Origin of the sequence: Sphingobacterium sp. UBA6317, assembly GCF_002440385.1 — a bacterium.
Lineage (GTDB): Bacteria > Bacteroidota > Bacteroidia > Sphingobacteriales > Sphingobacteriaceae > Sphingobacterium > Sphingobacterium multivorum.
Genome location: NZ_DJTD01000039.1, coordinates 107,160 through 133,940, shown reverse-complemented (window position 1 = coordinate 133,940; position 26,781 = coordinate 107,160). Strand labels below are relative to the sequence as shown.

The 26,781-nt window shown below is 38.3% G+C and carries 25 protein-coding genes; 8 read left to right on the top strand and 17 right to left on the bottom strand.

The features are described from left to right. Positions 1-120: 120 nt before the first annotated feature. From B3E92_RS12655 to B3E92_RS12630, 6 genes are all read right to left on the bottom strand, one after another. Complete coding sequence (locus tag B3E92_RS12655) at positions 121-3,012, bottom strand: response regulator (RefSeq protein WP_286897041.1); 2,892 nt, start codon at positions 3,010-3,012, stop codon at positions 121-123. A gap of 226 nt (positions 3,013-3,238) precedes the next feature. Next, the gene (locus B3E92_RS12650; protein ID WP_286709283.1) at positions 3,239-3,853 is read right to left on the bottom strand and encodes an alpha-ketoglutarate-dependent dioxygenase AlkB family protein; all 615 of its coding nucleotides are present in this window, start codon (positions 3,851-3,853) and stop codon (positions 3,239-3,241) included. A 240-nt stretch (positions 3,854-4,093) separates the two neighbouring features. Continuing rightward, positions 4,094-4,483, bottom strand: a complete 390-nt coding sequence (locus tag B3E92_RS12645; RefSeq protein ID WP_286897037.1) for a RidA family protein — start codon at positions 4,481-4,483, stop codon at positions 4,094-4,096. Between the two features lie 78 nt (positions 4,484-4,561). Further along, positions 4,562-5,134 (bottom strand): Crp/Fnr family transcriptional regulator, encoded by a 573-nt coding sequence (locus tag B3E92_RS12640; protein ID WP_112374578.1) that lies wholly within the window; start codon positions 5,132-5,134, stop codon positions 4,562-4,564. Between the two features lie 142 nt (positions 5,135-5,276). After that, positions 5,277-6,227, bottom strand: coding sequence for a helix-turn-helix domain-containing protein (locus tag B3E92_RS12635; protein ID WP_286897035.1), 951 nt, complete (start codon positions 6,225-6,227; stop codon positions 5,277-5,279). 99 nt (positions 6,228-6,326) lie between these two features. Continuing rightward, entirely contained in the window at positions 6,327-7,163 is an 837-nt protein-coding gene (locus tag B3E92_RS12630; RefSeq protein WP_286897032.1) for an SDR family NAD(P)-dependent oxidoreductase, read from the bottom strand. A gap of 454 nt (positions 7,164-7,617) precedes the next feature. Between B3E92_RS12630 and B3E92_RS12625 the strand changes: the two genes are divergently transcribed. Beyond that, positions 7,618-7,986, top strand: a complete 369-nt coding sequence (locus B3E92_RS12625) for a zinc-binding dehydrogenase (protein ID WP_286897102.1) — start codon at positions 7,618-7,620, stop codon at positions 7,984-7,986. 77 nt (positions 7,987-8,063) lie between these two features. Here B3E92_RS12625 and B3E92_RS12620 read toward each other — a convergent pair whose 3' ends face one another. Both B3E92_RS12620 and ligD read right to left on the bottom strand, forming a co-directional pair. Then, positions 8,064-8,249: a hypothetical protein gene (locus B3E92_RS12620; RefSeq protein WP_286768040.1), complete on the bottom strand. Its 186-nt coding sequence runs from the start codon at positions 8,247-8,249 to the stop codon at positions 8,064-8,066. Between the two features lie 39 nt (positions 8,250-8,288). Then, a complete protein-coding gene (ligD, locus tag B3E92_RS12615; protein WP_286897029.1) occupies positions 8,289-10,988 on the bottom strand; it encodes a DNA ligase D in 2,700 nt (899 codons plus the stop codon). A gap of 329 nt (positions 10,989-11,317) precedes the next feature. Here ligD and B3E92_RS12610 point away from each other — a divergent pair, with 329 nt between their 5' ends. After that, a complete protein-coding gene (locus B3E92_RS12610) occupies positions 11,318-12,106 on the top strand; it encodes a PhzF family phenazine biosynthesis protein (RefSeq protein ID WP_286897026.1) in 789 nt (262 codons plus the stop codon). Positions 12,107-12,240: 134 nt separating this feature from the next. Next, positions 12,241-12,645, top strand: a complete 405-nt coding sequence (locus B3E92_RS12605) for an NUDIX hydrolase (RefSeq protein ID WP_286897022.1) — start codon at positions 12,241-12,243, stop codon at positions 12,643-12,645. Between the two features lie 312 nt (positions 12,646-12,957). On the opposite strand, the gene B3E92_RS12600 is transcribed toward B3E92_RS12605, so the two are convergent. Beyond that, entirely contained in the window at positions 12,958-14,598 is a 1,641-nt protein-coding gene (locus B3E92_RS12600) for a hypothetical protein (protein WP_286897019.1), read from the bottom strand. Between the two features lie 236 nt (positions 14,599-14,834). Between B3E92_RS12600 and B3E92_RS12595 the strand changes: the two genes are divergently transcribed. From B3E92_RS12595 to B3E92_RS12585, 3 genes are all read left to right on the top strand, one after another. Continuing rightward, positions 14,835-15,677 (top strand): chromate resistance protein ChrB domain-containing protein, encoded by an 843-nt coding sequence (locus tag B3E92_RS12595; RefSeq protein ID WP_286897016.1) that lies wholly within the window; start codon positions 14,835-14,837, stop codon positions 15,675-15,677. A gap of 79 nt (positions 15,678-15,756) precedes the next feature. After that, a complete protein-coding gene (locus B3E92_RS12590) occupies positions 15,757-16,281 on the top strand; it encodes a hypothetical protein (protein WP_286897013.1) in 525 nt (174 codons plus the stop codon). A gap of 115 nt (positions 16,282-16,396) precedes the next feature. Then, entirely contained in the window at positions 16,397-17,383 is a 987-nt protein-coding gene (locus B3E92_RS12585; RefSeq protein ID WP_286831447.1) for a DUF1259 domain-containing protein, read from the top strand. A 102-nt stretch (positions 17,384-17,485) separates the two neighbouring features. Here B3E92_RS12585 and B3E92_RS12580 read toward each other — a convergent pair whose 3' ends face one another. From B3E92_RS12580 to B3E92_RS12550, 7 genes are all read right to left on the bottom strand, one after another. Next, positions 17,486-17,896: a hypothetical protein gene (locus tag B3E92_RS12580; RefSeq protein WP_286897009.1), complete on the bottom strand. Its 411-nt coding sequence runs from the start codon at positions 17,894-17,896 to the stop codon at positions 17,486-17,488. Between the two features lie 485 nt (positions 17,897-18,381). Then, positions 18,382-19,071: an MBL fold metallo-hydrolase gene (locus tag B3E92_RS12575; protein WP_070568485.1), complete on the bottom strand. Its 690-nt coding sequence runs from the start codon at positions 19,069-19,071 to the stop codon at positions 18,382-18,384. Positions 19,072-19,125: 54 nt separating this feature from the next. Then, positions 19,126-19,713, bottom strand: coding sequence for a Crp/Fnr family transcriptional regulator (locus B3E92_RS12570; protein WP_286754522.1), 588 nt, complete (start codon positions 19,711-19,713; stop codon positions 19,126-19,128). 219 nt (positions 19,714-19,932) lie between these two features. Further along, on the bottom strand, positions 19,933-21,522 hold the full coding sequence (locus B3E92_RS12565; RefSeq protein ID WP_286897005.1) for an MFS transporter: 1,590 nt from the start codon (positions 21,520-21,522) through the stop codon (positions 19,933-19,935). Between the two features lie 2 nt (positions 21,523-21,524). Beyond that, positions 21,525-22,571 carry an HlyD family secretion protein gene (locus tag B3E92_RS12560; protein ID WP_286897003.1) on the bottom strand — a complete coding sequence of 349 codons (1,047 nt, stop codon included), beginning with the start codon at positions 22,569-22,571 and terminating at the stop codon, positions 21,525-21,527. A 10-nt stretch (positions 22,572-22,581) separates the two neighbouring features. Beyond that, a complete protein-coding gene (locus tag B3E92_RS12555) occupies positions 22,582-23,916 on the bottom strand; it encodes a TolC family protein (protein WP_286897000.1) in 1,335 nt (444 codons plus the stop codon). After that, positions 23,903-24,154 (bottom strand): hypothetical protein, encoded by a 252-nt coding sequence (locus B3E92_RS12550; RefSeq protein WP_286896998.1) that lies wholly within the window; start codon positions 24,152-24,154, stop codon positions 23,903-23,905. The genes B3E92_RS12555 and B3E92_RS12550 overlap by 14 nt, the downstream gene beginning before the upstream one ends. Before the next feature lie 91 nt (positions 24,155-24,245). Between B3E92_RS12550 and B3E92_RS12545 the strand changes: the two genes are divergently transcribed. Together B3E92_RS12545 and B3E92_RS12540 are read left to right on the top strand one after the other, a co-directional pair. After that, positions 24,246-25,142, top strand: a complete 897-nt coding sequence (locus B3E92_RS12545; protein ID WP_286896996.1) for an AraC family transcriptional regulator — start codon at positions 24,246-24,248, stop codon at positions 25,140-25,142. Positions 25,143-25,271: 129 nt separating this feature from the next. Next, positions 25,272-26,255 carry a type I glyceraldehyde-3-phosphate dehydrogenase gene (locus B3E92_RS12540; RefSeq protein ID WP_286896993.1) on the top strand — a complete coding sequence of 328 codons (984 nt, stop codon included), beginning with the start codon at positions 25,272-25,274 and terminating at the stop codon, positions 26,253-26,255. A gap of 124 nt (positions 26,256-26,379) precedes the next feature. On the opposite strand, the gene B3E92_RS12535 is transcribed toward B3E92_RS12540, so the two are convergent. Further along, on the bottom strand, positions 26,380-26,754 hold the full coding sequence (locus tag B3E92_RS12535; protein WP_070568498.1) for a hypothetical protein: 375 nt from the start codon (positions 26,752-26,754) through the stop codon (positions 26,380-26,382). Positions 26,755-26,781: the final 27 nt, after the last annotated feature.

Here is a 26,781-nt window from a genome sequence, read left to right as displayed (position 1 = left end):
AAACCACACAGAGGAACATGTTGTTTTAAACGATGAAATAAGATATATTCAATGCTACGACGAACTGTAGAGATTAGGATTTAAGTAGGACATTCGATAATTGTGAAGTAGATTTATTCTTTACTCATTGTCGTCGTTTATCAACCATTTTCTCAAAAGCTCCAGCACTGTTTTCTTAACAAAAGGCTTCACTGCAAAATCGTCCATTCCACACGAAATGCATCGTTCTTTTTCTTCCTTAATATTGCTTGCAGTCAATGCTATAATTGGTGTATGCATCCTACCGTCCTCATTTTTCCTAATCAATTCAGTTAACTCATATCCATTCATTTCAGGCATCTGTATATCCATGAACACCAAATTAGGCCTATTGTCCTTAAACAATTCAAATCCCACGAAACCATCGACAGCCTCTATGATTTCAGCATTGGGAAGAACATTCTGTACAATGGTTCTGGTGAGCAACATACTAAATTTATTATCTTCAATAATTAAAATCTTATATTTGCCTTCCAAAATGAGCGTTTCTTTTTCAGCATATTTGATAGATCCTTCATTCAGCTGTAGCGCAGCAACTAATGTTGAATACAGTTGATTTACTTTAACTGGTTTGTTAATACAATGAATAATATTGCTGCTTTCAGCAATAAGGGCTGGGTTGGTTTCAAGCACTGATAACATTAAAACTACTGGCTGTCCAAATCCTCTGTAGAGTAACTTTTCCCTGATTTTTTTTACAGTATCGATACCGTTCATAATAGGTAGATCATTGTCGATAATAATCGCATCATACCGTTCTCCTTTAGTCAACAATTGAAGAACTTCAAATCCGTTATCGGCCAACGAGACATTAACTTTCTTCATCTGCAACATCAATGCAATATTTGCTCGTTCGGCATCTCGCCGGGCGACTATCATAATATGTAAAGATTCTAAAAGTTTCCATTCATATACATCCCCTTTTAGAGATCTTAATGTTATTTCAAAATAAAATTTGCTACCTTTTCCGTATTCACTTTCCAATTGTAATTTACTGTCCATCATTTTTAGCAATTGGTTGGAAATGCTAAGTCCTAGCCCTGTTCCTCCGAATCTTTTACTTATTGACGCGTCTTCTTGAGAAAATGCTTCAAATATCTTTTGCTGTTTATCCGGTTTAATACCGATTCCGCTGTCCGTAACACAGAAGCGAAGCGTCGTGGAATTTTCGTCCGAAGATAGTACATCAACATGTAGCGCAACACTTCCCTTTTCCGTAAATTTTATTGCATTACTTAAAAGATTCATGAGCACCTGTTTGAGACGAAGTGAGTCAACCCAAACATAATGTGGTAATAATTCTGATAAATTTACCCGAAAATCTAATTTTTTGGCTTTCCACTGAAAATCAATCAAACTTGCCACCTGAGCAAACATCTCATACAGATCATTTTTTTCAACAGAAAGCTCCAATTTGCCAGCTTCAATTTTAGAGAAATCAAGTATATCGTTTATGATACTCAAAAGAAGATTAGCAGACTGATCAACAATGGAAAGATACTCTTTTTGTGTATCGTCTAGTTTTGTTCGACTCATCAAATCCGTAAACCCTATAATCCCATTAAGAGGTGTACGAATTTCATGACTCATATTGGCGAGAAACTCTGACTTCGCCACGCTACCTTGGTCAGCAAGCTTTTTAGCTTTCTCTAACTCTTCTCTTTGAAGTACAATCTTCGTGATGTCTGTGGCAATGCCAAGATAACCTATAATCAGACCAGAAATATCACGCATTGCAGTAACGGCAAGAGATACATAAAGTTGCGTAAAATCCTTTTTTATATAAATCCACTCTCTTTGCTCGTATCCGTAGCGCTCCGCTATTTCGACGAACACTCTAAATTCACTAATCGGATAGCCAAATTCAATTTCAAGTTCCTTCGCGCGATCTCTAACTTCTCTACTGCTATGAAATAATGTCGGCGTAATTTTACCGATCACTTCTTCACTTTTATACCCCAATAAATTTTCTGCGCCCCGGTTGAAAAGGGTTATCACACCTTCTGCGTCAGTTGCTATGATAGCAACGGCAGTAGTGGCATTCAAAACATCTTCAAGCATTTTCTTAGAACGTATCGATTCCGCTTCAGAGCGTTTACGCTTATCGATATCCTGAAAAGTGCCATATAGTCGAACACATTTACCCTTTTTAAAAGCTGCTTTGCCCAATGCTCTAACCCACAACCTTGTACCCTGATAGGTATCAATCTCTAATTCAAGATCCCATGATGCTCCCGTAGATATTGCGCAATTTATAGCCTGAACAATTTTCATTTTATGTTGAGGATCCTTGTAAAACTCTATTGCTGTTTCAATAGATGGACGATAGTCCTTTGGGACCCCATGAATAATCTTGGTCATTTCAGACCAATCGATATAATCATCAACTAAGTCATACTCCCAGCTCCCTACTCTGGCAACCTGACTGGTCATGTCTAGTGTAGATTTCACATATTCCAACTTACTAGTTAACTGGAGATGCTGGTTTTTCTCTTGAAGTAAATTAAGAACCTCTATACACAATAATGAAACAAGAGTCTGTTGACTATCCGTAAGCTTGTTGGGGCGTCTATCCATAACGCTTAAAAAACCAACTATTTTTCCGTCGTAACCAATTAACGGTGCCTCATAATAATACAGTATACCAAAATTTTGGAAAATAACTGAATTGCGCTGCGATTGAGGGTCAGTGCTAACGTCTGGAATTTCTAGCGTGCCGTTGACATCAAACACATAATCGAAAAATACCTTATCGATACTAAAATTGCCATCGACATCATGAAAATAAGTCTGTACAAAATTTTGACTGTTATCAAATAAAGTCAACACTGCAATTTCCGTATTACATATTAATTTAGCTTTAAGGAGCACTCCAAAAAGATCTTTTTTAATCATATCAGCGACCAGCTTATAATTATTATCCATGATAAGAGGATGGCTGTTATCGTTTTTGGGGTATCTTTGATTGTGCATAAAGTTGTAATATGCTATAGAAATTTAGTTTATAACAAAACAACAATTTTATTTGAATAGTTTTTTAATAAAAAAAGAATTAATTCAAATTAAAATATGTTAGATAAACAACCTTAAATCGAGAACTTAAGGTTGTTACTATCTGTTATTAACCTTATTTATGAAAAGTATTGTTATAACAATGGACGGTTCTCTTTCTTTTGATCTTTATACAAAAATTATTTATTCATTCTTTTGTTTCGTTGATCAGGCGAAATGTCAAGTTGATCCTTGCGCTCATCTTTTGCGTAGATTTTGCGATTCGATGTTCCCATGTCTCCTGCAAATTGCCTTTCATCAACAACAGAGCACCATGGTTCAGTAGCAACGAATACTTCTTATTATGATCGTCCACTTTCCTGAAATCAAAATAGCGTGCTTGTCCCAGACTCACCGACCCGATCACGGGTCTATTGCCCAATTCGCTCTCGCGATCACGGTGCCAAGCGACTGAATCGTTGTTGTCGCGATATAGATTGAGCAAGACGGAATTGAATGTACAATGAAACCGCTGTTCAATCCGCTCCTTCAACGCCTTTAATGGGATAAGCCATTCGTTCACGGCTATCGTTTTTCCGGCCATTTGATAAGTAGCATTTTCGTCGCCATACCAGGCTGTCAAGCGAGGAGTCAATATCGTTCGGTCGTACATTTTTTTGGATGTCTGCTGCCAGGGTACTTCTTTCAGCAGGAAATCAAACAACTGATCAGCTTCCTCCTGCATAAGAAAGTCCGGTTCAAAGTTCAGGAGATCTTCCGGAAAAATATATCCTTCATGTTGAAATAAGCTAAGCTGATCCATGGAATAATGAGCTAAAATTTATACGATTTTCCGAAGCATCAAAAACCTATGCCTGCAAAGAAAGAACAATCCTCGCTGCAGAGCGTTTGCTATTTTAGGGGAAAAGTTTTGCTGATTATTTCGTTTTATAGCTATTAGAATTGTCCTTTATGAGTTTCCAACCAAATGCGGTTTATGGACGTTATTCAACAATAAAAAAATGGCAAATAGCGAGCTATCGCCATTTTTTTAATCCTGACGTTATTTAACCAGTGTTGCTTCCAGTTCTACCTTCAAAGTTTCAAACAATGTCTTGACTTCCAAAACTGTACTTGTTTGCTTCACTTTATTTTTAGTAATCCAATCCTGAATTACATCAAAGTTTTCAAATAGCGCTGTAGAATCGGTCGTGTAGATATTGAGGCGAACGAGATGTCGAGCTTCATATCCACTTGATTGAATAACTTTTTCAAGATTTTCAATAGTATGAAAAATCTGCATTCTCATATCAGCAGTGCTCGATACGCCATCATCACTAATAGCACATTGTCCCGACACATATAAGGTTGAATTGGCATGTTTAATTTCAACAGCCTGCACATAATTTCTGGCTTCCTGCCAGTTCCAAGGATTGATTATTTTCTTTTCCATTTCCGTAAAATTATTATGGAGCAAAGCTCAAAATATTTTTACATTCATCTGTGTGACAAACCTCACAATTAAATAAAATCAAGAAAACAGACGGCTTAATGTCTCCCTGGATACGCCTAGGTAAGAAGCGAGCAACAATTTTGGAATCCGTTGAAGCAAAGCGGGATTTCTTTTGATCAGCTGCTCATATCTTTCCTTTGCTCCCGAGGTTAAAAATGATAAGATCCGTTGCTGTGACCCGATATGGCCGGCAATTGATTTACGAAGGAAAAAGCGTTCCATCTTTTGAAGCCTATTGCACAACCTTTCAAAATTTTCCAGCGATAGACAAAGTAATTCTGTGTTCTCAAGACATTCCAAAGTAAATGAAGCATTTCCGCGTGTATAAAAGGCCGAAACATCGGTTTCCCACCAGTCTTCCATTGCAAATGAAACAATATGTTGCTTAGCGTCATCGTCTGTATAATAAAATTTAAGAAGACCAGACAATACAAAGTAAATATAGTTTACGGTATCTCCCTCCCTAAAAATACATTCCGACTTTCTATATTGCCGTTGAATAAAACATGCTTTTACCAAGTCAAATTCATCTTCAGTAAGTACAACGACTTTCTCTATATGTTCTTTTAACAGATTATATTTATCTTCCATTAGATTGTAAGTACCATTTACTGCTGATTACAAGTGTTAAAACTTCCATTGTAAAATTGACTAAATGAAGTGTTTTCTCAAAAACGCTGATACAAATCCGCCGCGGAAAAAATAGTGCGGAGAGTTTAAGTATTCGTAAAAATTAGTTGAATTGAGCTCTATATTGTTGTGGACTTTGTTTGGTTTTTAATTTAAACAATCTGCTAAAAGATTGCGGTTGTTCAAAACCTAATTCAAATGCAATTTCAGAAACACGGAGAGCTGTGGTAGATAACTTATTCTTTGCCCGATAAATCATTTTATCATGAATGATTTGCTGGGTGTTTTGACCGGTAAGGTTTCGCAACAGATCGCTTAAATAACTCGCTGACATATGCAGCTGATCAGCCAAATAATTCACGGTGGGAACTCCTCCACTCAGGACCTTATCGCTATTGAAATAATCCTCCAACAATTGATCAATACGCTCGGCAATACTTGGATAGTTTTGTTTTCGGGTCAGAAACTGCCTGTTATAAAATCGTTGGGCATAATTAAGCAACAGTTCAATCTGGGCGATGATCACATTGTGGCTCATCTCGTCTATACGGTTCTCAAGTTCTTCTTCTATATTTCTGAAAAGTGATAGAATGGTTTCTTTTTCTTTGTTCGAAAGGTGCAACGCTTCATTGGTAGCGTAGGAGAAAAAGTGATACTGATGGATCTTTTGGGCTAACGGATAGTGCAATAAAAAATCAGGATCTATGAGCAGCGTGATCTGTGGGCGAAGTATGCTTTGTTCTCCAGTTTCCTTCTGCTTATCCGTTTCTATAGCAGAGAGAATCTGCTGAGGAGCAACAAAAAACAAACCGCCCTCTTTAAAATCAAATTTGGTATGGCCATAGATTAGTTCCCCTCCGGCATCTGGTCTAAAAGCTATTTTATAATAGTTCAACACATGTAATTTAGGAGGAGCATGACCTTCAAGTGGCTTGTCTACCCCATTCAACAAAACAATTAAGGGATGCTGCGGCGGCGGAAAACCTGATGCCTGCATGACATCGGCCAGCGTATTAAATCTTTTTACGGAATGATTCGATTTTTTGGAAACCATATTATAAAAATTCTAGGTTACAAGTTAAACAATATTCGCTTTTCCTCACAAAAAAGAAAAGCGAATAGATCGCAAGATTGTTAATGACGACATAGATCACTAGCCTTGGGCTGCTTGAGAAATCGCTTTCCAGGTTTCCCATTCCTGGAGACGCTCTGAATAAATTTGACGGATATATGGCAGATCATTTTTACCCAAAAGGAATCGCAACGGTGGGTTTTCAGCATCTACAACAGCAAATAGCGCATCGGCAGTGGCACTAGGATTTCCCCGCTTCATCGTTTGTAAATTTTTCATCACCTGACTTTTCAAATCGTCATAATCCGGTAGCTTTTTGCTGGCTATTTTTAGTGATTCGGTGCTGCCAAATTCGGTATTGTAAGCCCCAGGTTCAATCAGCGTTACTTTGATGCCAAATACCGCAACTTCTTTAGACAAACTATCGTAAATAGCTTCAAACGCAAATTTCGAAGAACAATAGTAGCCGATTAGGGGATTACTATAAATGCCAACAGCGCTGGATGTACCTAAAATATGGCCATGCCCTTGGGCTCGCAGTATGGGTAATGCTGCCTGAATCACATGGATAGGTCCGATAATATTTGTTTCATACATGGCTTTTACCTCATCAGTGCTACTCTCTTCAATGGTCCCCACTAAAGAATACCCTGCATTATTGAGCACAATATCCAATCTGCCAAAATACTGCTTGGCTTGGTGGATCGCATTTTGCACTTGGGAGCGATTGGTTACATCCACTTCAAGAACCAAAACCTGATCGCCATACGTTTCTTTTAACGCGGCAATACTATTTATATTACGTGCTGTAGCTGCCACCTTGTCGCCACGTTTCAAAGCGGCTTCTGTCCATATTTTTCCAAATCCTCTTGAAGATCCTGTAATGAACCAAACTTTTTCCTTTTGCCTATTTTCCATTTTTAACTAATATTAATATGAATGCAAAGTTGCTTCTAAAATGGATTTACTTACGTTGCCATAATGAGGATAATCCTAACCAAAATAAAGAACAACGGGCTACTGGAATTTAGTATCATGGTATTAGAAAATTTCTCAATATGTTTTCAAGGCTGTGAAACAGCATTGGGATGATCTAGAAAAAACATTAGTCGTACAGCAAGATGAAGTAGCTAAAGGCAATATCTGCAAAAGGCAACCCGACATATACAATAAATATCCCAGATTCAAGATTTGCTACCATATAGTAAAAAAGGCCGGAATAGTCCGGCCCTGATATATAGTTATGATCCCAATAAGGGATAGTCGGTTTCAAAAAATGCTGGCTTGACAAAGTGTAAATCAAGCCAGCAAAAGCAATCGTCTCATTTTTCGTATTAGGAACAACCAGAATGCAGTATTCGTTTGATCTTTTATAAAAAAGCCGAGCAAAAAGACACATTTCGAAGATGTACTTTATGACGTTAATTTTCTGCTAGAAGCCATTGGAGGTATTAATTTTAAGAAGTCAGTACAGGTACTAAAACCATTTGGAACGATAGTTACCTTACCTTCTGGTCATACCAAAGCGGATGAGCTTCAGGCTCAAAAAAAACAGTTACATGCCTGTTATTTCATGTCGGTCTATTCAAGTGGTCGCGATATGCAGAAAATAGCATCCTTATTGGAAAATGGTATTTTAAAACCACACATTTCGTATGTTTTCGGTTTCGACGAGATGGCAAAAGCTCATCTACAAATCGAAACCGGCCGTACCGTCGGAAAGATAGTGGTTACCTTATAAAACGGTCAGCGATGCAAAAAATGTAACGAGATCACCATATACTATAATCCCTGCTGGTCTTTAACTGGTGGCTAATGCTAAGACTCGTCTTTGGTATTTTTCACCAGACCGATACCGGCAAAAAAGAAAATCAAAGCCAATATGCCAACTACCCCTAAATTGGTGTATGCGGTGCTTTTATTGATGAGTTCATAGCCTGTATAAATTAAACCGACAATACCAAGAATAGTCAGTATTGTTCCGAAAAAGCGTTTTACGTTCATAAATGTTCGTTTAAAGTTATTGATTTTTAAAAATGAAACTTATTTATAATATTTATCCACTATACTTTTTAGGTTAATCCCTTTGCCCAATACAGGTTTAAAAATATCCCCTTCGCTCTGCATTCTTTCAATCGCGTTTAAAATATGAAAATCGCTTATTTTTAACCCTTTTTTCACTTCATCCCAATGAAGTGGCATAGACACTGTCGCTCTTGGCTTGGGGCGCACAGAATATGCGGCTGCAATGGTCGCGTGTGGCCTGTTCTGCAAAAAATCAAGATACATTTTCCCTTTGCGGTCTTTTATGGACCGCTCTAGACTGGTGAATTTAGGAAGCTCATGATGGACTAGCGTGACAATTACCCGGGCAAACTCTTTAGATTGTTCGTAGGTATATTTGCCACCGAGTGGGATATAGATATGAAGCCCTGTAGAGCCACTGGTTTTGCAGTAGCTAGTCGCCCCCATATCATCCAATATGCTCTTTGTGACCTGAGCAGCTTCAACAACCTGATCAAACGAATTTTTGTCCGGATCAAGGTCAATTATACAAAACGACGGATTTTCAGGCTTTTTAACCGTACTGCTCCAGGGGTTCATTTCAATGCAGCCGAGATTCGCCATATAGAGCAATGTGGCTTCGTCCTTGCCCACAAGATAATGACGGTCCTTTTCATCCGCTTCACTGTGGTAAAGATAGGTCTCTGCCCATTCCGGCGCCGTATCAGTCACGTTCTTAAAATAAAAACCTTCGCCTTCAATGCCATTTGGAAAACGGTTCATACTCTGTGGCCTATCCTTAAGATAAGGCAATATAAATGGAGCAGCCTGATAGTAATAATTAATGAGGTCTCTTTTGGTTATTCCCTCTTTCGGCCAAAACACCTTATCTAAATTGGTAAACTTTAGTTCATGTCCATTTATCTTTTTGACCTGGGTTTTATCCGTCGGATTTAATAGCGTTTTCCGCGGCCCTTTTACTCTGGGTGTAACAATTTTATCTTCCATATCGTCTACCATTTTTTCTGTAGGAGTTTCCTCCTCAAGAATTACTTTCTTGGCACTTTTATCTTCGCGCATTCCGTCAAACGAAGGATGCCGCATAATACCGTCGCTGGTTAATTCCGCAAAGCTCACCTCACAGACAAGCTCCGGTTTAAGCCATGTCACGGTAGCATGTGGCGGATTTGGCCTGAAACGCGAGGGCTTATTGACGTCGGGCTCTTCAGAAAAAGGTGCTTTATTAATAACAAGCGGTTTAAATAGCTTCATCATTTCTTTTTGAAGCTTAACATTAAAGCCAGTACCGACTTTTCCGGTGTAGATCAATTTTTTTCCTTCATAGACGCCTACAAGAAGGCTACTAAACTGCTTACTTGAATCATCATTCAGTGTATACCCGCCTATGACAACTTCCTGTCTTTTGTTTGCTTTAATTTTAAGCCAGTCCTTTGAACGATTATGGATATGATAGGTGCTATCTTTACGCTTCGCCATAATCCCTTCTAAACCAAGCTTTTTAGCTTCCTCCAGAAAATGTATTCCGGAAGTTTCAAAATGTTCACTGACCAGGATGCTGTTGCCTTTGGGAATGATTTCTTTTAAAATTGCCTTACGCTCGAGCAATGTCAGGTCTTTCAGGTCCTGTCCCTGATACCAAAGGATATCGAAAACGTAATAAACCAGATCGCCATCCGCTTCACTCCGCCAATTTTGGAGCGAGCCAAAATTGGCCGTGCCGTTTCCACCTAAAACGACAACTTCCCCATCCAAGATGGCATCTAATTTCAGCTCCTTCAATTGATCATAGATGGGATAGAATTTTTCATTAAAGCTCTTGTCATTACGGGATTTTAGTTCCACCTCACCTTTATTCATAAAAGCTACTGCGCGATATCCATCCCACTTGACTTCATAGATCCAGCCCTCATCATCAAAGGGTTTATCGACCAAGGTAGCGAGCATAGGCTCGATATGGGAATAGAATCTTTGTTTTGGCGCATTTTTTAAAAGTGCCTGAATATTCGTTTTCTTTTTGGAAGTCGCCGTAGGAACAGCTTCAAGCTGATCATTGATTAGCTCAGATGCTTTGTTTTTTGTTGAACGCTTATCTTTTACCGTACTGTCTTTTTTGATAATATGTTTACCATAAACCTGATCGGGTGATTTTTCCATCTGTGGAATTGTCTTGCCTGAGATCACTGATTTATCTTTTGTTGTAATATCTTTCTCACTGGCATATTTATCGTCTAGTTTCATGAGCAGCCACCCGTTATCTACACGTCCATGGGCTTTAACAAGAGCGAACTCTCCTTTTAGCTTTTGACCATTGAGCTTAAATTTAAGCTTGCCGGAATAGAGCTGATGCAACAGGTCTTTTTCTTGTTTAGCTACTTCCTTAATGCCACTTTCAGCTGGCTCATACGTCCCTTCATCCCAGACGATCACGGTACCGCCACCGTATTGACCTTTGGGGATCACCCCTTCAAAGTCTCGGTAATCATAGGGATGATCTTCTACCATCATAGCGAGGCGCTTAATACTAGGATCCATAGAAGGTCCTTTTGGCACCGCCCAACTTTTCAGAACACCATCCATCTCAAGACGAAAGTCGTAATGTAAATGAGAGGCATCATGTTTCTGCACAACAAAGCGTAGTTCAGTCCCATTTGGCTGTCCCCCAAACGGTTCCGGGGTTTTCTCTTCAGAACGCTTTTCACGATATTTCGATAGTCCCATAGCTATTTATTTACTTTACCCCCATTTTCTCTATAACACAATAGTAGCATGAAAAAGGTTTAAAATATTTCCCTCAAAATGTTGTTCAACTGTTTATTACTATTCATCATTTTGCTTCACAATAACATCTGCTGTATTTCTACCTAATTACAGTTAGGAAAAATTTGAGCGAAAAAGAACATAATAATCTTTGGATTTGACAGCCCGGGACCTGTTCAAAGGGATTGTACAGCATCGGTTAATATAGCGTTTACTGTCAAATTCTGTAAACAATGAAGCTAATCTTTATGAATTGAATTAACTTTACAAACGACAGCAATTTATCCATCATGAAGTTAGAACTATATCAAATAGATTCCTTTACAGGAGAAATTTTCCGGGGAAACCCAGCCTGCGTGGTACCGTTAAAAGAGTGGTTACCCGATGAGACACTGTTTAAAATTACACGTGAAAATGCGGTGGCGGAAACGGCCTTTTTCATAGATAACGGTGATACAATCCATTTAAGATGGTTTACACCTGAAATTGAAATGGACCTATGTGGCCATGCAACCTTAGCGACCGTCCATTGCCTGGTTAAGCACCTAGACTATCAAAAAAGCAAAATTGTTTTTGAAACGCAAGTAGGTGAATTAACTGTTGATATAAAAGACGAAGTTTATTATATGGATTTTCCATCCAGAATGCCACAGCCTTCCGCACTGCCCGACGTTATTAAAAACTCGCTTAACATACAACCCAAAGAGACTTATAAATCAAGAGATTATGTTTTACTATACGAATCTGAGGAAGAGGTCAGAAACATCCACATTAACAGATCCATTTTTGATCTGATTAATCTTGATCCCGGAGGTGTGGTCGTCACAGCAACAGGAAACGACAGTGATTTTGTATCCAGATACTTTACACCGCAATCAACGATCCTCGAAGATCCCGTTACTGGGTCTGCCTATTGTTCCCTTATTCCGTTTTGGGCATCAAGATTGGGCAAGGATACTCTTTTTTCCCGTCAGCTGTCTGAAAGAGAGGGGCAACTTTATTGCGAAAACAAAAACGACAGAGTGATCGTGGCCGGTAAGGCCCGTACCTATTCTCAGGGTTTCATTTGGATCGATTAACGATCATTGCTTTAGAAGTACATCGTTAAAATGCTGTAATAAGAATAAAAAAAAACTTTAATCCAAACAGGAAAAAGCGAAGTGATCATAGCTTGTTAACCGCTTACATCATTTTAATTCACTAAATTTATAATATGGACAATAAGGTTATAGATAAGGTCGCATTGATCAGCATTTCGAATAAAAAAGTGTTGACGGCACTTTCCAAATCAAAATCAAAGCTCTATTTGCCAGGAGGCAAAAGAGAACCTAATGAATCCGACATAGAATGTCTGAAGCGAGAAATTAAGGAAGAACTCAACGTTGAGGTCAAAGAAGATTCGATCCGCTATTTTGAGACCTTCCAAGCTCCGGCCGATGGCAAAGAGGCCGATGTAATCGTGAAGATGACCTGCTATTTTGCGGATTATTCGGGCACACTACAGGCAGCAAGTGAAATCGATTCATTTGAATGGATAACCCTCAGTGATGTTGGCAGAACCTCTGCCGTCGTCCGACTTATATTGGGAAAATTGAAAGAACTAGACCTGATCAACTAGTGCCAACCGGAGCTGCTGCGACTTTAATGGGCTTAGGATGAATACCAAGTTGTTTGAAAGTTTGTGCATGGCTCAGTAAAACAGTGAGATAAAGACAAAAAACCTTGAGGGGGGATCTCAAGGTTTTTACTACCTGTTATTAACCTAATTTATGAAAAGTATTCTTATAACAACGGTTGATTTGCTTTCGTTTTATTTTTTGTAAAAAAAGGCGTAGTTAGCTTCTCGAACATGGTTTTACCTTCACCCCCCATGTCCCTTTAACAACGAAAAATAACATAAGCGAAAATTATATCCTGCGCGATGTTTTAATCATTCTACCGCAATAGTTTCTTGATGAATTATAGCCCCATAATGATCTCGCTTGACATATCTATATACTCCTTTCGGAAGGTCTACCTGTAGCGAATCCTTTTTAGAAAGTGACAAGTAAACTGGAATAGCTGTTTTATCCAATTGATATTCCTTTTCATGATAAATGTAAATGGCCGATGTGCCTGATTTGGTCGAATCAGTATTCGGTATACTATAGCTGCGGTTTAAATCTTTTGCTCCAATTACTATTTTATCGCTATTCAGATTATTTGATAAATACAAGTCATAACCATTCAATATCTTGCTCTCGATAACATATACCAAATCATTAACATCGTTAATAGATAAAAACTTAACTTGATTAATTGTGTAAGGGTCAATTTTGCTTAGTTTCTTAAAATATTGAGCCATACTTTTGATTTCTCCGATATCTCCTTCTTCAATATGTCCTCCGCCAGCTAATACGATAAGTTTAACTTGATTTTTTGTAACGATTTCACTTTTTCTAATCAGATTTTTAGCTTGCTGTAGATCTCTATTGATTGTGTTTTCAAAATCTTCATAGCCTATTACTTTTAAGCCGTAAATTCTTGCTGTTCTGATGAGATTCGCCATATTAGGATCCCTGGTGTAAAATCCGCTCTCAACGTTTGGAAATCCCAGCTTATTAATTCGGTCATCATCCTCGGATAGACCTTCTAAAGCAAGGACATTAAAGCCTTCTTTGTAAAGTTTTGGCAGTAAAAGATTGATTAACAAACGACAACGTGGTTGTAAATGATTCTCATTAAACATAACCACTCGATGTTCCTTAATTTTCTCTACCAGTTGGTCAATGGTAATAGCAGTTTTTTCGACTGACTGTTGTTCTTGTTTAGTTTCGTTATCATATTGAACACTTTCACCAAGAAACGAACGATATGATTTTAATAGCTCGTTGGCAAATTGGCTATCTTCATTTTGCAGAACAAGTTTTTCCAGCGTATCTCTTGTAGACAAATAATTCGCATATCCATTATCTTTAAAAATTGATTCAGCTATATTATAATAATCTGGTTCTTGAACGGGCTTCTGCTCGACAAATTTCTCTCCGTAAGCCAAGGAATTGTAGGACGTTTTTATGCTATTTAAAACATCTTTAACACTTTCTTGCATATCGGTGATTTCCGTCCTAACTTCACTGATCAAAAGAAATGAGTCTCTGTGGTATGGGATCGCGACACGACTTATTACATTATCTCTATTTTTCTGGATACTACGATAATAAACACATTTATACATAGACGTATCTGCAGTGAACTTAGAGACATCTAAAGAAGTTTCCAAACTGCCGACAAAATACATTGGATTTCTTGTCACATCATATGTACCCCAAAAAACAATATTTTTTGATGGAAATTTTATCTTTCTTTTTCGAAAAATAGACCTGACATCTTTTAAATCTAGATACTTAGATCCAAAGTTTGCGTTCCCATAGAAGTCAATCTTTAGTCCTAAAGAATCATTTGTCAATTGATTCATTGCCCCTGGAGAAACCTTATTTAAGTTAGCTATTGGTATATTTACTGTTGTGCAGCTCGAAAGAAAAAAAAAGAATACCAAAATCTTACAGTGTATACTAAGCTTGGTATGGATCATAATGATAAGATTTTGGTTTAAATATCTATTAGCTATGTTTTGAATGAAGCATTACCTCCCTCTTAATCTTTCAAAGCGTTTCGCTCTAATATAATAAAACACACTAATAAAGAAAGTATTTTTTTAAAACAGAATAAAAAGACAACGTATTGCTATTATAATAAATTAAATACTTCCCTTTGTTTTTACACAATAATTATTGATCTTAATCATAATGTTTTGACGGAAAAAAAGATATGGATTGGATTACACGTGAAAGACCAAAGATCGATAGGATTGCTTGTCCATGGCTGATAAAGCGTTTTATAAATCCGGACGCAAAAATAATATATGCCCCCCTAGATACGGTCTTTGAAATTGCTAAACAAACGAACGCCATTCCGTTTGATATTCTTGGTGTAGAATACAGTCATTATGCAGACGAGTGTACATTTGACTATTTCCTTAAAAAACATGAATTAAGCGATCCGGCATTAAAACGAATTGCTGCAATTGTTCGTGGTGCGGACACGGATAGACATGATTTAATGCCACAATCTGCAGGTCTCGAGGCGATTTTTTCAGGTCTAGCTTACAATATCAAGGACGACAATCAGCTTTTGGAGATCGGAATGGTCATTTATGACGGCCTTTATAGCTGGGCTCAACACCTCTACCGACTGAAACATAGCAATGAAGGGCCAACTGAGGTTTTGCTCCTTAAAATCTATCACGAACATTTAAATGATAAGCAAAAAGAAAAATCTCCAGAATGGACCGCATTATTGCGGGAAATGATACAGGATCAAATCGATACAAATACAACATTAAGCTTAAATCAACTTTCCGAAGAACTGGATATTAGTTCAAGCTATTTGTCACGCGAATTCTCAAAATATTTTGAAAACTTAAATTATGGTGAGTACATCCGTAAAAAAAGAATAGAAAAAGCTATTGAACTTATGTCTGACCGCTCAATTTCCCTTACTGAAATTGCCTATCTGACAGGTTTTTCTGATCAAAGTCATTTCACGCGCATTTTTAAAAAATTTACAGGAAGTAATCCTTCAGAATATAGGAGGAAATCTTTTAAAAAGTAAAGAATATACAAAATAGTAAAATTTATTCTATTTTGAGATGTTACGTATTGGTTATACTTGCTTTTATAAAGCAGATATTATGAAACTAAACCGATACCACTCCTCTTACCATAAAACTTTTTGTGCAGCGATCATTATTATACTCTTATCATCATTACATTTAAGAGCCCAACAACCGAGCAAACTGGTTGCTTATGTTGGTATAGTAAACCCCATTGCTTCCCTATCATCTGGTACGATAACGCCAAATTTTAAAGATAGCTATCAGGTAGGTATGCCGACAGGTATCAACATACTTAGAGAAGGACACTTGGGATTTTCACTGGAAATGGTTCCCTACATTAAAGTAGCATCCGGTAATAGTAAAATGAGCAATTTCTCGTTCCATCCGGGCGTATTATTTCCCATTGGAAAGGAATTTACATTTATCGCCAGGGCTGCATTTGAAACTTCCGGACGATATGGGCTTACACCGGTATTAAGTAAGGTCATAACACATGGTCAGGCTGGAAAACTTTTTCTAGCAACCCCCTTCCCCATCCGATTTGGCAATGAACAAAAAATTTCTATTGCTGCTGCTTTTCAATTCGGATATATATTCTAAGTCGAATGGTGATCGATTAAAATTCCCAAATCAACAACAATAGTGGTGTTCATTTGTTGCAAGGGATAGCTTATTATTTATACGTAGTAATATTTTCAAACTATAATAGATCAGGATGAAAAATTTTAGAAACTTAACTTCACGCAGAACGCTATTGAAAATGGGATTGCTGCTAACCGGCAGCGGACTAGTTGGTCTTAAAACAGTTCATGCGTTTTCTACGACCACGTCGAATACGCCTGATCTAACCGAGGCTGAAATCCAGGGAATTGAAAAGGCTTTAGGAAAGAAAGGAAAATATAATGCAAAAGAAGTTACACATAATACCAGTTTTCCCCGTAATGATCTAGCTGTGACCGTCAAAGGTAAGGATGTTTCTATATCTTTTGGCTTTGGAGGATGGGCTGCGATAAAGAGGACCATGGACGGAAAGAGTGCTGTGCTTATGAGCGATTGTGTTCTACTTCAGGAAGAAGTAAATCCCCTTATTACTGCTGCCCTTGAATCAGGTCTGGAAGTTGGGGCAATCCATAATCATTTCTTTTATGAAGAACCCCGAATCTTTTATATGCACATCCACGGTATGGGGGAACCAGTCGAATTGGCTCAGAAATACGCAACAGCTATCTCAAACACTAAAATAGCTGTTGGAAATCAACCAGCACCACTGAATCAAAAACAAGATCCAGGGGATAAGATATTTAATGTTACCGAATTAAATAACATTATCGGTCATGAGGCCGCGATAAACGGCTCAACAATCAAATATACCGTAGGTCGATCCGATTTAAAAATTATGGCAATGGGAGCCGAAATGACATCATCGATCGGTTTAAACAGTTGGGCGTCATTTACCGGATCCGAAAACGAAGCCTATATTGCTGGTGACATCGCAATGTTAGACCATGAGGTCAATCAAGTTATCAGTACTTTAAGGAAACACCATATCGAAATTGTAGCAATCCACAACCATATGCTTGGAGATGATCCACACATGATCTTTCTTCATTACTTTGGAGTCGGTCCTTCTAGGGAGCTGGCACTAGCTTTCAGAGATGCACTTCTTGTACTCGGCAAAAAATCGCATGGGCATAATCATTAATCGAATTAATTGATCTATACGCTCCATTGTACTTTTGATAAGACGTGGTGTAATATGCGCTCATTATATACGGCAACGTTAAATTTGACTATAGGATGTCCGCTAATCTATCTTTCTGTAAATAGCGGTAGGTCCATCCATTGCATCGATTGATAGGATCAATTCTTCTGAACTAACGGAATAAATCTGTGGAACGCCATCTTTGACATCATCATATATGATATACGATTCTTCCTTCCCTGTTATTTTACTTAGCTTTCTTTCAATGGAATACAGCCCCTTTTTTGTCGTGTTGTTACCCATCATGAAATAATAATCTTTCACGCCAAATTGTACAATTTTACCATTTCCTTTATCAAAATTTTCCCGTTGCCCGGTAAATCCATTTATGGAAGCTTTTATCTCCCATTTACCAATAATTGATGCCATTGGCAACTTTTCATCTTTACTGCAGGAAAAAATTACTGCAATTCCGACGACTAATGATGTAACTAATGCCGATCTTCTTTTCATCTGTGTGCCAGATTTATTGATTAGGTTATACTTATTCCAAAGAACGTATTTAGATTATATAATGCTACAGTTAATTCATTGAAAATATTGGCTATTCTTTCTCTTTCTTCCTTTTAATAAAGACCTGGCATCAAGTATATTTGTTGAATACCAATCGTTCAGCTTACCAATTGGCTTCTCCATCAATAATCATATCCAAGCGCTTCAAGCCGCTAACTTTCACGAAGCCGAGCACAGCGGAATAATATTAAGTTACTTGAAACTTCTAAGGCAATAAGATGTTTCCAGTCTTTCTTTGGGACAGTTATGACAGTGGATACGATATCTTGATATGGCTTCAAGGCCAATCGATATTGAATCTACGAAGATATCCATTTTCAGGATGTTAATCTTTAGATAATCATCGCAAAAACTGGATTTCAAAAAAGAGTTTTATACTGTCTATTCATTTGTAATTCCCTACTTGACGAGTCTGTACTGGAAGTTTACGAATTAAACCACGATACACATTTGGCCGCAAATTGCTCAAACTTTCGGTCCGTATTTCGCATGACCGGGCCATGACCAAAGCATATCATAGAAGGATTTAATCCTGCTAACTTTTGGAGCGATCTGATGTTTTGCTGTTGATCCGACGTGAATATTTTTGGAGGGAGCCCTAGGCCAGGCACTGTAGTGAGCAGGTTCATATTTGTAGCAGCATCCCCGATTATCAATACACCATCCCGCTCACGGAATAAAGAAATATGACCGGCTGAATGGCCTGGAGTTTCTATGACCCGAAAGTTTCCAATGCTATCATTTTCAACGAGTGTACCATCGACTTTGTGGCCCTGCCCCGCCCAGTATTTTTGTTGAAGTTTTGCTAACCAATGTTTGGGATTTGGATAGTCATTAGTTACCATACCTGTTTCAGTCCTAAAAATTTCATTTTCATGGCAAAGTAAAGGTATTTCAAATTCATCACATAGTTGATCACTACAGCCCTGATGGTCTGCATGGGCATGCGTAAGCACATGTTGATGGACGGGTATTTTCTGAAGGGCTCCCTTCACCGTATTATATGAACTGCGTATCCCACAATCAACCAACACACCCTCTACTATATAGCAGTTGATACTATTTCGTGGCATCAATGGTACATGAAAAACTTCTTGGGCAATTTGATGTAACATAGCTTTTTTTTGCAAAACTATGGCACTCTATAGAAATAAATAAGGACATTTGTCCTATAATACTTTGGCGCGATGTATTTGTCCCTTCGCTCTTGTAAGAGATCGCTGCGTGATGCCCAGATATGAGGCGAGGTCTTGTGTCGCTATGCGCTGAACGAGCTTTGGTTCATTCGAAAGAACATGATGATATTTATCGAGCGCTGACTTATTATTGTAATTCAGGAGGTATTGTTCCTTTTGGATATATTCCCGTTCCATCACAGCTTGTATAACCTTGTTCCAAGAAGTCACTCGACCAAGCAGATATTGATAGTCAGCATAGTTTATCCGATGAATTATACTATCTTCTACAGCCCTGATACTCCTTCTGGATTTTTCCTGAGCGACAAACTCCGGGAATGAAGTTACAAACTCGTTTTCAAATTTGAAACAGGTTATATTTTCTCTCCCCTCCTTGTCGACGGCATATGCTTTTACCGCACCACTGGATATAAATCCAATATGACGACAGGGTTCGTCCGCACGAATAAAAAAATCACCCTTTTTCAAATCGTGTGGTTTGAAGAACTGAACAGAAAAATTCACTTCGTCAGCTGACAGTGTTCCTATCGAGAATAGATATTTTATTAGTGCATCCGTCATATTATCATATTGTGTCTTCTATTGCTGTTCTTAAAAAGCTCGGGGTCCCATACCAAATCCTGCATGCAAAATTAACGATAATCGACTATTGAAAGAAGTTGCTCCCTTTGTTCGGATTTCTCCATTTACCTGTGTCATAATATGCGTATTTAAACGCCCGGATTCTTTTCGCATAGTTGGAGAATATTTCGCGATGATAATTTCTGAAATATCAATATCTTAATATGGAACATTTCCCTTTCTTAGTTTCAAAACAACATCTTGAATTTGAGGCCAGAGTACTAAAATAAGAATGACAAAAATTAAACCTGTTAACATCAGATCATAATAATCCCTAATAGCACGAGCCAATATCTGCTGACCTACCATCTGATTCAAGTAGCCCGAGGATACTATTTTGGACGTATATATATCGCTGCCTGCATTTGCGTATTGTGCCTGAATATCCAATAAGGTAACAGGCAATTGAAGGTTCGTCTCCGTGAGTGATTCCCGAACTTTTTCCCTTACGGATGATTTTGCAAATAATTGAAGTTCGTTGTTAAGCGCCAGACTAGCTGTAAATCCTATGAACCTTGAAAATATACCAATCAGAGCGGCATTGATGGCAATTTTGGAAGGTGCTGACGCGGCGGTAAATGAAACAATCGGAACAAACAACACCCCTGTTGCCGCGCCATACAAAAACATAGGCAGAAGGAAGTCGGTTGTTTCACCCTGTACAGAAACAAATAGTATCATATAGGTATAATATACCGCCATCAACCCAAAACCAACAATAATCATCCTGATCAGGTTATACCCCATCAAGACAAATCGAGAAGTGATAAACATACTCAGTGTAGTTCCAGCAATTACAGCAATCCATACGGGAATGGTACTCAATGGATGGTTTCCTAAAATTACTTCAAGATAACCATAGGCTAGCCCAGTACTTCCTTTAAAAATATAAAAGGTAAAAAGAAGCAAAAGTCCAATAACGAAATTCTTTGCCCTAAAAATCTGTAAATTGATTAGTGGTCGCTTAAGTTTTAGTTCTCTGCTAATAAAAAGAGAAAGAATAATTACATTAACTAAACAAAGTGTGCTGATTAATGAACTATCAAACCATCCCAGTTGACGTCCGTACACAAGGATGTATCCTACGATCAAGATAAAGGACACATAAAATAAATAGCCGATCCAATCCACCTGATACAGTGGTATTTTTCTGGTAAACCTGGCCTTACCGTTCATGGTAAGTAAAACAACACTTGTCAGCATAATGACTACAATAACAAATCCGTAGAATATCCAGTTGAAGTCAAAGAAATAAAGGATGACACTGATATAGATGGAATAAAATGGCACCGCTATTTGTATACTGCCATAAAGGAGGCTATAAGCAATCACACGGGCACGTACAGACTGTAACCTTGGAAAAATAAGCTGTAACACAATGCCCGACATTAATGCACAGGTAATGCCCTGCAAAAACTGACAGAAAACAAATAATATCCAATCTCTGAAATAAAAACAAACCACAGCACATAGCACATTTACCCCAAGTGCCAGCAGTAGATATTCCCGTGGTGCGAAATACTTTACAATTCTAAAATCCAGCGCCAGGAAAGCTACGGTTGAACCATAGATAACGACCATACCATATTGTACATCGGTAGCTTGTATTCCGTAAAAGCCCATCGCGGCACCTGGACTTCCGTAAAAGGCAAAACTAAACAGACTCGTCATGAGAATAGCAAATATGACAGACCTTGCCATCCATTCGGATACCCAGGATTTAAAAATTGGTATTTTGTGTACTTGCATCGTTAATTTTTTAAAATGTAAACATTTGCGTTCATTCCGGCAGATAGCTTAGTTAATTTTTCGGGTATATCGATCAGTTTAATCCGAACAGGAATACGTTGGATGATTTTAACAAAATTACCGGTAGCATTATCTGGCGGAAGCAGCGAATACCGGGATCCTGTGGTTGGCGAAAGGGACTCGATAGTACCTTTGAATTCTTCATTCGGAAAAGCATCGACTTCAATAGATACCGCTTGACCGATTTTGAATTTCCCAATCTGTGTTTCCTTAAAATTTGCCATTACCCACTTTTCCTCGGCTCTGTTCACTAAGAATGCCAATGTCTGTCCGGGCTGTATCAGTTGTCCCGCCTGAATGGTCTTTTTCCCAATTTGTCCATCAAAAGGTGCTGTGATAACGGCATATCGAATATCCAACTCTTGCCTTTTGAGAAGTGCTTCTTTGATCTTTATTTCTGCCTTTATGGCATTGTGCTGTACCCTGAAATCATTTAATTTGGATTCAGCGACGTGTAAAGAAGCTTTGGTCTGGTCATAATCTGATTGGGTGATGGATAAAGTAGCACTGATGTTGTCGAATTTTTGTTGTGTGGTCGATTCGTCCGCCAGTAGATTTTTATAGCGGTCAAATTCTTTTTGCTGCTGGTTCAATCGTGCTTTAGCACCTTCCAATTGGGCCTTAATGACGGCAATGCTTTTAACCTGCGTTTCCTCGCTTGCCGCCAAGATCGGTAATTTGGCCTGCGCGCTCATGAGTTCTGCTGACGCAGCATCTCTCTTTAACCCATACTCGTCCTGTTCGATCACTACAAGGGTATCGCCTTTTTTTACCTGCTGATTGTCCTTATAATATATTTTACGGATATAGCCCCCTACTTTTGCGTTTATCGGGGAAAGATAGGCATCAATCTGAGCGTCGTTGGTCTGTTCATAGCGATATCCTTCGAAGAAATAAACAGCTGCCCAAATAATAATTCCCACGAATAATGTGATACCGAGCCATTTGGTTAGGCTTACAACAATTTTATCTGTTTTATTTTTGTTCATGATATTTGTATTAAAGAATTCCGATAATTGCCAATAGCCTGATATGCTTAAGTTTAACGTTTGTTTGTGCTGTTGTCAGATTAAATTTAGCTTCCAACAAAGCATTTTCGGCTTCCAGAAGATCGGTCAGAAGGGATTCCTGGTTTAAGTAGCTACTTCTGATAACACGAGCAGTTTCGGCGGTTTTAATGATATTTTGCTCCGCTGTTTCCATGCTTTCCAAGGCCTGTTTTTGCTGTAAATAAGCCTCTTTTACCTCAAGGTAGATCTCCTCTTTTTTAATATTTGCTTTTTCTCTTGCCTCATTACTGATCGCTTGAGCATGAGCGATGGAATGCTTGCTTTTGTATAGATTATCAATAGGAAACTGGACTTTGATCCCGGTCTGACCAAATCCCCATAGATCATTCGAATATGGATAAAATGAAATCTGCGGATAGGTGTAATTGTAAGTTGAATACAAGGAGATTTTGGGTAACAGCGTCGCTTTTACCTGCTTGATGTTCATTTCGCTCAATTTGACAGCGCTATAGGCTATCTTGTATTCCGGCGATTTGTTAAATGCGATGTCTAGATAATCCTCATAACCACCTTGAGTGATAGCCTTTAACTCGATTGTATCTTGGTATTTTATTGCAAGCTCAGCATCATTTTCTTTCCCCATCAGGATATTGAGCCGTTGTTTAGCGATTTCAATCTTCTTCGCGATATCAGAAAGGCTGAGTTCCAGTTGCGCTAATTTCACGGAGGTTCTTAGTACATCGCTCTTTAGCACGGTGCCATTTTTATGCAAGCTTGCTACCAGTGTCAATTGTTTTTTTTCGGCTTCAATTTCTGCCGCAAGAAAATCCTGGAAATGCAGAAACTTATACAGATCAAAGTAAACAGCTGCAACATTGTATTTTATGTTGTGTTTTTGCAGATCGACTTCATATTGTGTACGTATCGCTTCTTCCTTTTTCATGGCGATGTTTCTTTTGTCCTTACCACCATTGTAAAGATTGACGTTCAGGTTGTAACCCACGCTATAACCATAACCTTTTACCGGCACATCCTGTGGAGAAGAGAATAATCCATTGTCATAAATCAGGAATTTGGAATTGAGTTTTGCATCTCCGCCAACAAAAAGCTCAGGCAACAAACGATCTTTCGCTTCCAATATTTCCAAATTGCTCTGCTGAAGATGTAGATCGGATAGTTTCAGTTGACGGTTATTTGTTTCGGCTACTTTCCAAATTTCTTCCAAGCTTAATACCAGCTCATTAGCTATATTTTGGGCATAGAGTGATTGTACAAATAGGGTTAACAATAAGCTCAAAATCGGGACTATTTTATATTGTTTCATCGGTTTTGTTTATATATTTCTTTCTTTTTACTAGCCATGGTTTTACAATCTTTTTCAATTCATCAAAAGCAAAAGTTAAATCTACCATTGCCATAAAAGCATAGTTATACCCATAAGCAAACCAGAAAATATGTGCACTGTCAATTCCTTCATCTGAATGATGTAATTTATTAGCAGACTTTTGGTCTTGTGTTTCAAGTTGAAAATCTTTGCGCGATGTTATGATTTTATGTTTCATAATGACTTTACTATTATTACATAGCAAAAGTATCCAGCATGGCGAAGTATCATTTTATATAATTAGCCTAATATTTGTTAAATTTGGCCATATGGAAATTCTGAGCCAAATCATACATATTGTTGATCAAAATCCTGATTCTATCCTGGTGATGCGACAGCAGACAGAACAACGTTTGCCTGCCCACCAGCACAAGAAGGCTCAGTTGTTATTGGTTTATGGCGGGATTGCTTACCTGCAGACTGACGAAAAAGATTTCTATATTCCCTCAAATCATTATATCTGGATACCAAAAAATTATCGGCACAACCTGATGTTCAACACCAAGGACCTGTCTATTATCAATATTTATTTTCCGGAGGAAAGTGTTGGTAATTTTTATGAGGAGTTGGGGATTTATCCGGTGAGTAAGCTGCTGGCAGAAATGCTTTCATTTAGTGAGAAGTGGCAAGGTAATTATTACAAAGGTTCGTGGGAATTTGAATTTTTAATTACGCTAAAAGGCCTACTATCAAAAGAAAATCTCAAAAAATTCTCCATTCAACTTCCAACAACAGACGATCAAAGGCTCAATACCATAATCGACAGTTTTAGAAATAGGTTAAATGAAAATCTAAGCTTAGCAATGATTGCGCAGCAATCGGGAATGAGTGTTCGTAGTCTCACCAGACTATTCCAGCATAAACTGCACATTACATTTGTTCAGTATTTAAAAATGCTACGGATTATTAAGGCAATGGAATTAATCAACGATACAGATTTGAATATGACTGAGATTGCCTACGAAATTGGTTATTCAAATATAGCGGCTTTTAGCAATAACTTTTATCTGCTTACCAACATGAGACCTACGGAGTTTAAAATGAAGTTAGGAATAAAACTTTACAGTCCGCCTGTATTCCCTTTGATCTGCGCATTATGGTCAGAACTCTGTCATAGTTCAATACCGATAGGCCCATATCAACTGCAATCGTCCCCTAATCCTTGAAAACTAACGGGGTAACGGTAGCTAGAGCAAATTCTTGATCCATGTCAATCTTTTTTTTCGAGAAAAAAAAGAACTTAGTCTATATATAAAAACAAAAGAAATAATATAAACAGATTTAAAAGGAATAGGATGAAAAAGATAGCAATTAATGGATTTGGTCGCATCGGACGCGCTGCCTTAAAAATAATAACAGAAACTGCCGATCTTGAGGTCGTTGGAATTAATGATCTGATGAGTATTGAAAACGCCGCATATCTGCTTAAGTACGATAGTAACTATGGGAAATATGAAAAAGATGTGCGTATCGAAGGAGATACAATTGTGGTCGATGGAAAGGTGGTTAAATATACAAGTATCAGGGAGATTGAAAAGTTACCTTGGAAAGATATACAAGCGGATATCGTTATAGAGAGTACGGGTATTTTCACAAACAAAGCGGACGCTGAAAAACATTTGACCTCTGGAGCAAAATTTGTCGTCATTTCGGGTCCGACTAAAGATACGCCGACAGTGGTCCATGGGGTAAATACTGAAGATGGAAGGGTTTCTGTCTTTTCGTGCGCAAGCTGTACGACAAACAATATAAGTCCAGTAATCGAAATATTGGGCAGGAGACTGGGAATAAAAAAAGCAATACTGAATACGACACACGGTTATACAGCTTCACAGGCATTGGTCGACGCTCCATCAAAAAAAGAACCGCGTATGGGACGGGCTGCAGGCATTAACCTTGCCCCCGCGGCCACGGGGGCTGCAATAGCGACGACAAAAGCACTTCCGCAATATGCCGGAAAGTTTGACGGTATAGCTGTTAGGGTACCTGTTCCAGTAGGGTCTATCTCCGATATTACCTTTATTGCAGAAAGATCCACCACAATCGAAGAGATCAACCAAATTTTGATCGAAGAATCAAAAACTGATCGTTATAAAAAGATGCTAACGGTAACCGACGAGCCCCTGGTATCTACCGATATTATCAAAAGTCCATTTGCAGCGACAGTAGATCTAGAAATGACTCGAGTTGTCGATGGCGATCTGGTAAAAGTGATGGCTTGGTACGACAACGAATGGGGATTTACCAACCAAATGATTAGACAAATTCAATCGATTTAGCGCAATAGCAACGAAGAGCTTAACGTGCGAGGGTTATCTAAAGGTTAGATAGCCCCTTCTTAATACAATTTTATACTTCTTGCAGCCCAGTCAAATAAAGTAAGCAGCATGAGTATTCAAATATTCAACTTTTAAACAAATCTTTCATTTTGTTAAAGTCCTGCTTAGGTTTTTTACAGCGATAGATCGTTTGCAGCACCCAATCTTCGCTACTTGCATAGGGACTATATAATTTTCGCACAGGAACAACTTTTTCGAAAAAAGGACAAAAGAAATTGTCACCGGTATCGTTATAACAAATGGCAATCACCGTTTGGGGCATCCGGCCTGTCGGTGCCCAGTTATAGAAGCTACCGTGATAACAAAAGGCGTTCGGAAGCCCATATGTACTCTTCATCAGTTCGACTGCACCCTCCTGCGAGTAATGTTTGCCCCAAATAAGACAACTTGCTTTTTCATTCGGGGGTAAACTGTCGTATACTGAGCGTAATTCATGCATACCCGTTTCCCATTTTTGCAGGTCCAA

What these genes read in the sequence shown, in the direction of transcription:
- B3E92_RS12655 (WP_286897041.1), bottom strand. Translation starts at nt 3,012, where the DNA reads ATGCACAATCAAAGATACCCCAAAAACGATAACAGCCATCCTCTTATC.
- B3E92_RS12650 (WP_286709283.1), bottom strand. Translation starts at nt 3,853, where the DNA reads ATGGATCAGCTTAGCTTATTTCAACATGAAGGATATATTTTTCCGGAA.
- B3E92_RS12645 (WP_286897037.1), bottom strand. Translation starts at nt 4,483, where the DNA reads ATGGAAAAGAAAATAATCAATCCTTGGAACTGGCAGGAAGCCAGAAAT.
- B3E92_RS12640 (WP_112374578.1), bottom strand. Translation starts at nt 5,134, where the DNA reads ATGGAAGATAAATATAATCTGTTAAAAGAACATATAGAGAAAGTCGTT.
- B3E92_RS12635 (WP_286897035.1), bottom strand. Translation starts at nt 6,227, where the DNA reads ATGGTTTCCAAAAAATCGAATCATTCCGTAAAAAGATTTAATACGCTG.
- B3E92_RS12630 (WP_286897032.1), bottom strand. Translation starts at nt 7,163, where the DNA reads ATGGAAAATAGGCAAAAGGAAAAAGTTTGGTTCATTACAGGATCTTCA.
- B3E92_RS12620 (WP_286768040.1), bottom strand. Translation starts at nt 8,249, where the DNA reads ATGAACGTAAAACGCTTTTTCGGAACAATACTGACTATTCTTGGTATT.
- ligD (WP_286897029.1), bottom strand. Translation starts at nt 10,988, where the DNA reads ATGGGACTATCGAAATATCGTGAAAAGCGTTCTGAAGAGAAAACCCCG.
- B3E92_RS12610 (WP_286897026.1), top strand. Translation starts at nt 11,318, where the DNA reads ATGAAGTTAGAACTATATCAAATAGATTCCTTTACAGGAGAAATTTTC.
- B3E92_RS12605 (WP_286897022.1), top strand. Translation starts at nt 12,241, where the DNA reads ATGGACAATAAGGTTATAGATAAGGTCGCATTGATCAGCATTTCGAAT.
- B3E92_RS12600 (WP_286897019.1), bottom strand. Translation starts at nt 14,598, where the DNA reads ATGATCCATACCAAGCTTAGTATACACTGTAAGATTTTGGTATTCTTT.
- B3E92_RS12595 (WP_286897016.1), top strand. Translation starts at nt 14,835, where the DNA reads ATGGATTGGATTACACGTGAAAGACCAAAGATCGATAGGATTGCTTGT.
- B3E92_RS12590 (WP_286897013.1), top strand. Translation starts at nt 15,757, where the DNA reads ATGAAACTAAACCGATACCACTCCTCTTACCATAAAACTTTTTGTGCA.
- B3E92_RS12585 (WP_286831447.1), top strand. Translation starts at nt 16,397, where the DNA reads ATGAAAAATTTTAGAAACTTAACTTCACGCAGAACGCTATTGAAAATG.
- B3E92_RS12580 (WP_286897009.1), bottom strand. Translation starts at nt 17,896, where the DNA reads ATGAAAAGAAGATCGGCATTAGTTACATCATTAGTCGTCGGAATTGCA.
- B3E92_RS12575 (WP_070568485.1), bottom strand. Translation starts at nt 19,071, where the DNA reads ATGTTACATCAAATTGCCCAAGAAGTTTTTCATGTACCATTGATGCCA.
- B3E92_RS12570 (WP_286754522.1), bottom strand. Translation starts at nt 19,713, where the DNA reads ATGACGGATGCACTAATAAAATATCTATTCTCGATAGGAACACTGTCA.
- B3E92_RS12565 (WP_286897005.1), bottom strand. Translation starts at nt 21,522, where the DNA reads ATGCAAGTACACAAAATACCAATTTTTAAATCCTGGGTATCCGAATGG.
- B3E92_RS12560 (WP_286897003.1), bottom strand. Translation starts at nt 22,571, where the DNA reads ATGAACAAAAATAAAACAGATAAAATTGTTGTAAGCCTAACCAAATGG.
- B3E92_RS12555 (WP_286897000.1), bottom strand. Translation starts at nt 23,916, where the DNA reads ATGAAACAATATAAAATAGTCCCGATTTTGAGCTTATTGTTAACCCTA.
- B3E92_RS12550 (WP_286896998.1), bottom strand. Translation starts at nt 24,154, where the DNA reads ATGAAACATAAAATCATAACATCGCGCAAAGATTTTCAACTTGAAACA.
- B3E92_RS12545 (WP_286896996.1), top strand. Translation starts at nt 24,246, where the DNA reads ATGGAAATTCTGAGCCAAATCATACATATTGTTGATCAAAATCCTGAT.
- B3E92_RS12540 (WP_286896993.1), top strand. Translation starts at nt 25,272, where the DNA reads ATGAAAAAGATAGCAATTAATGGATTTGGTCGCATCGGACGCGCTGCC.
- B3E92_RS12535 (WP_070568498.1), bottom strand. Translation starts at nt 26,754, where the DNA reads ATGCATGAATTACGCTCAGTATACGACAGTTTACCCCCGAATGAAAAA.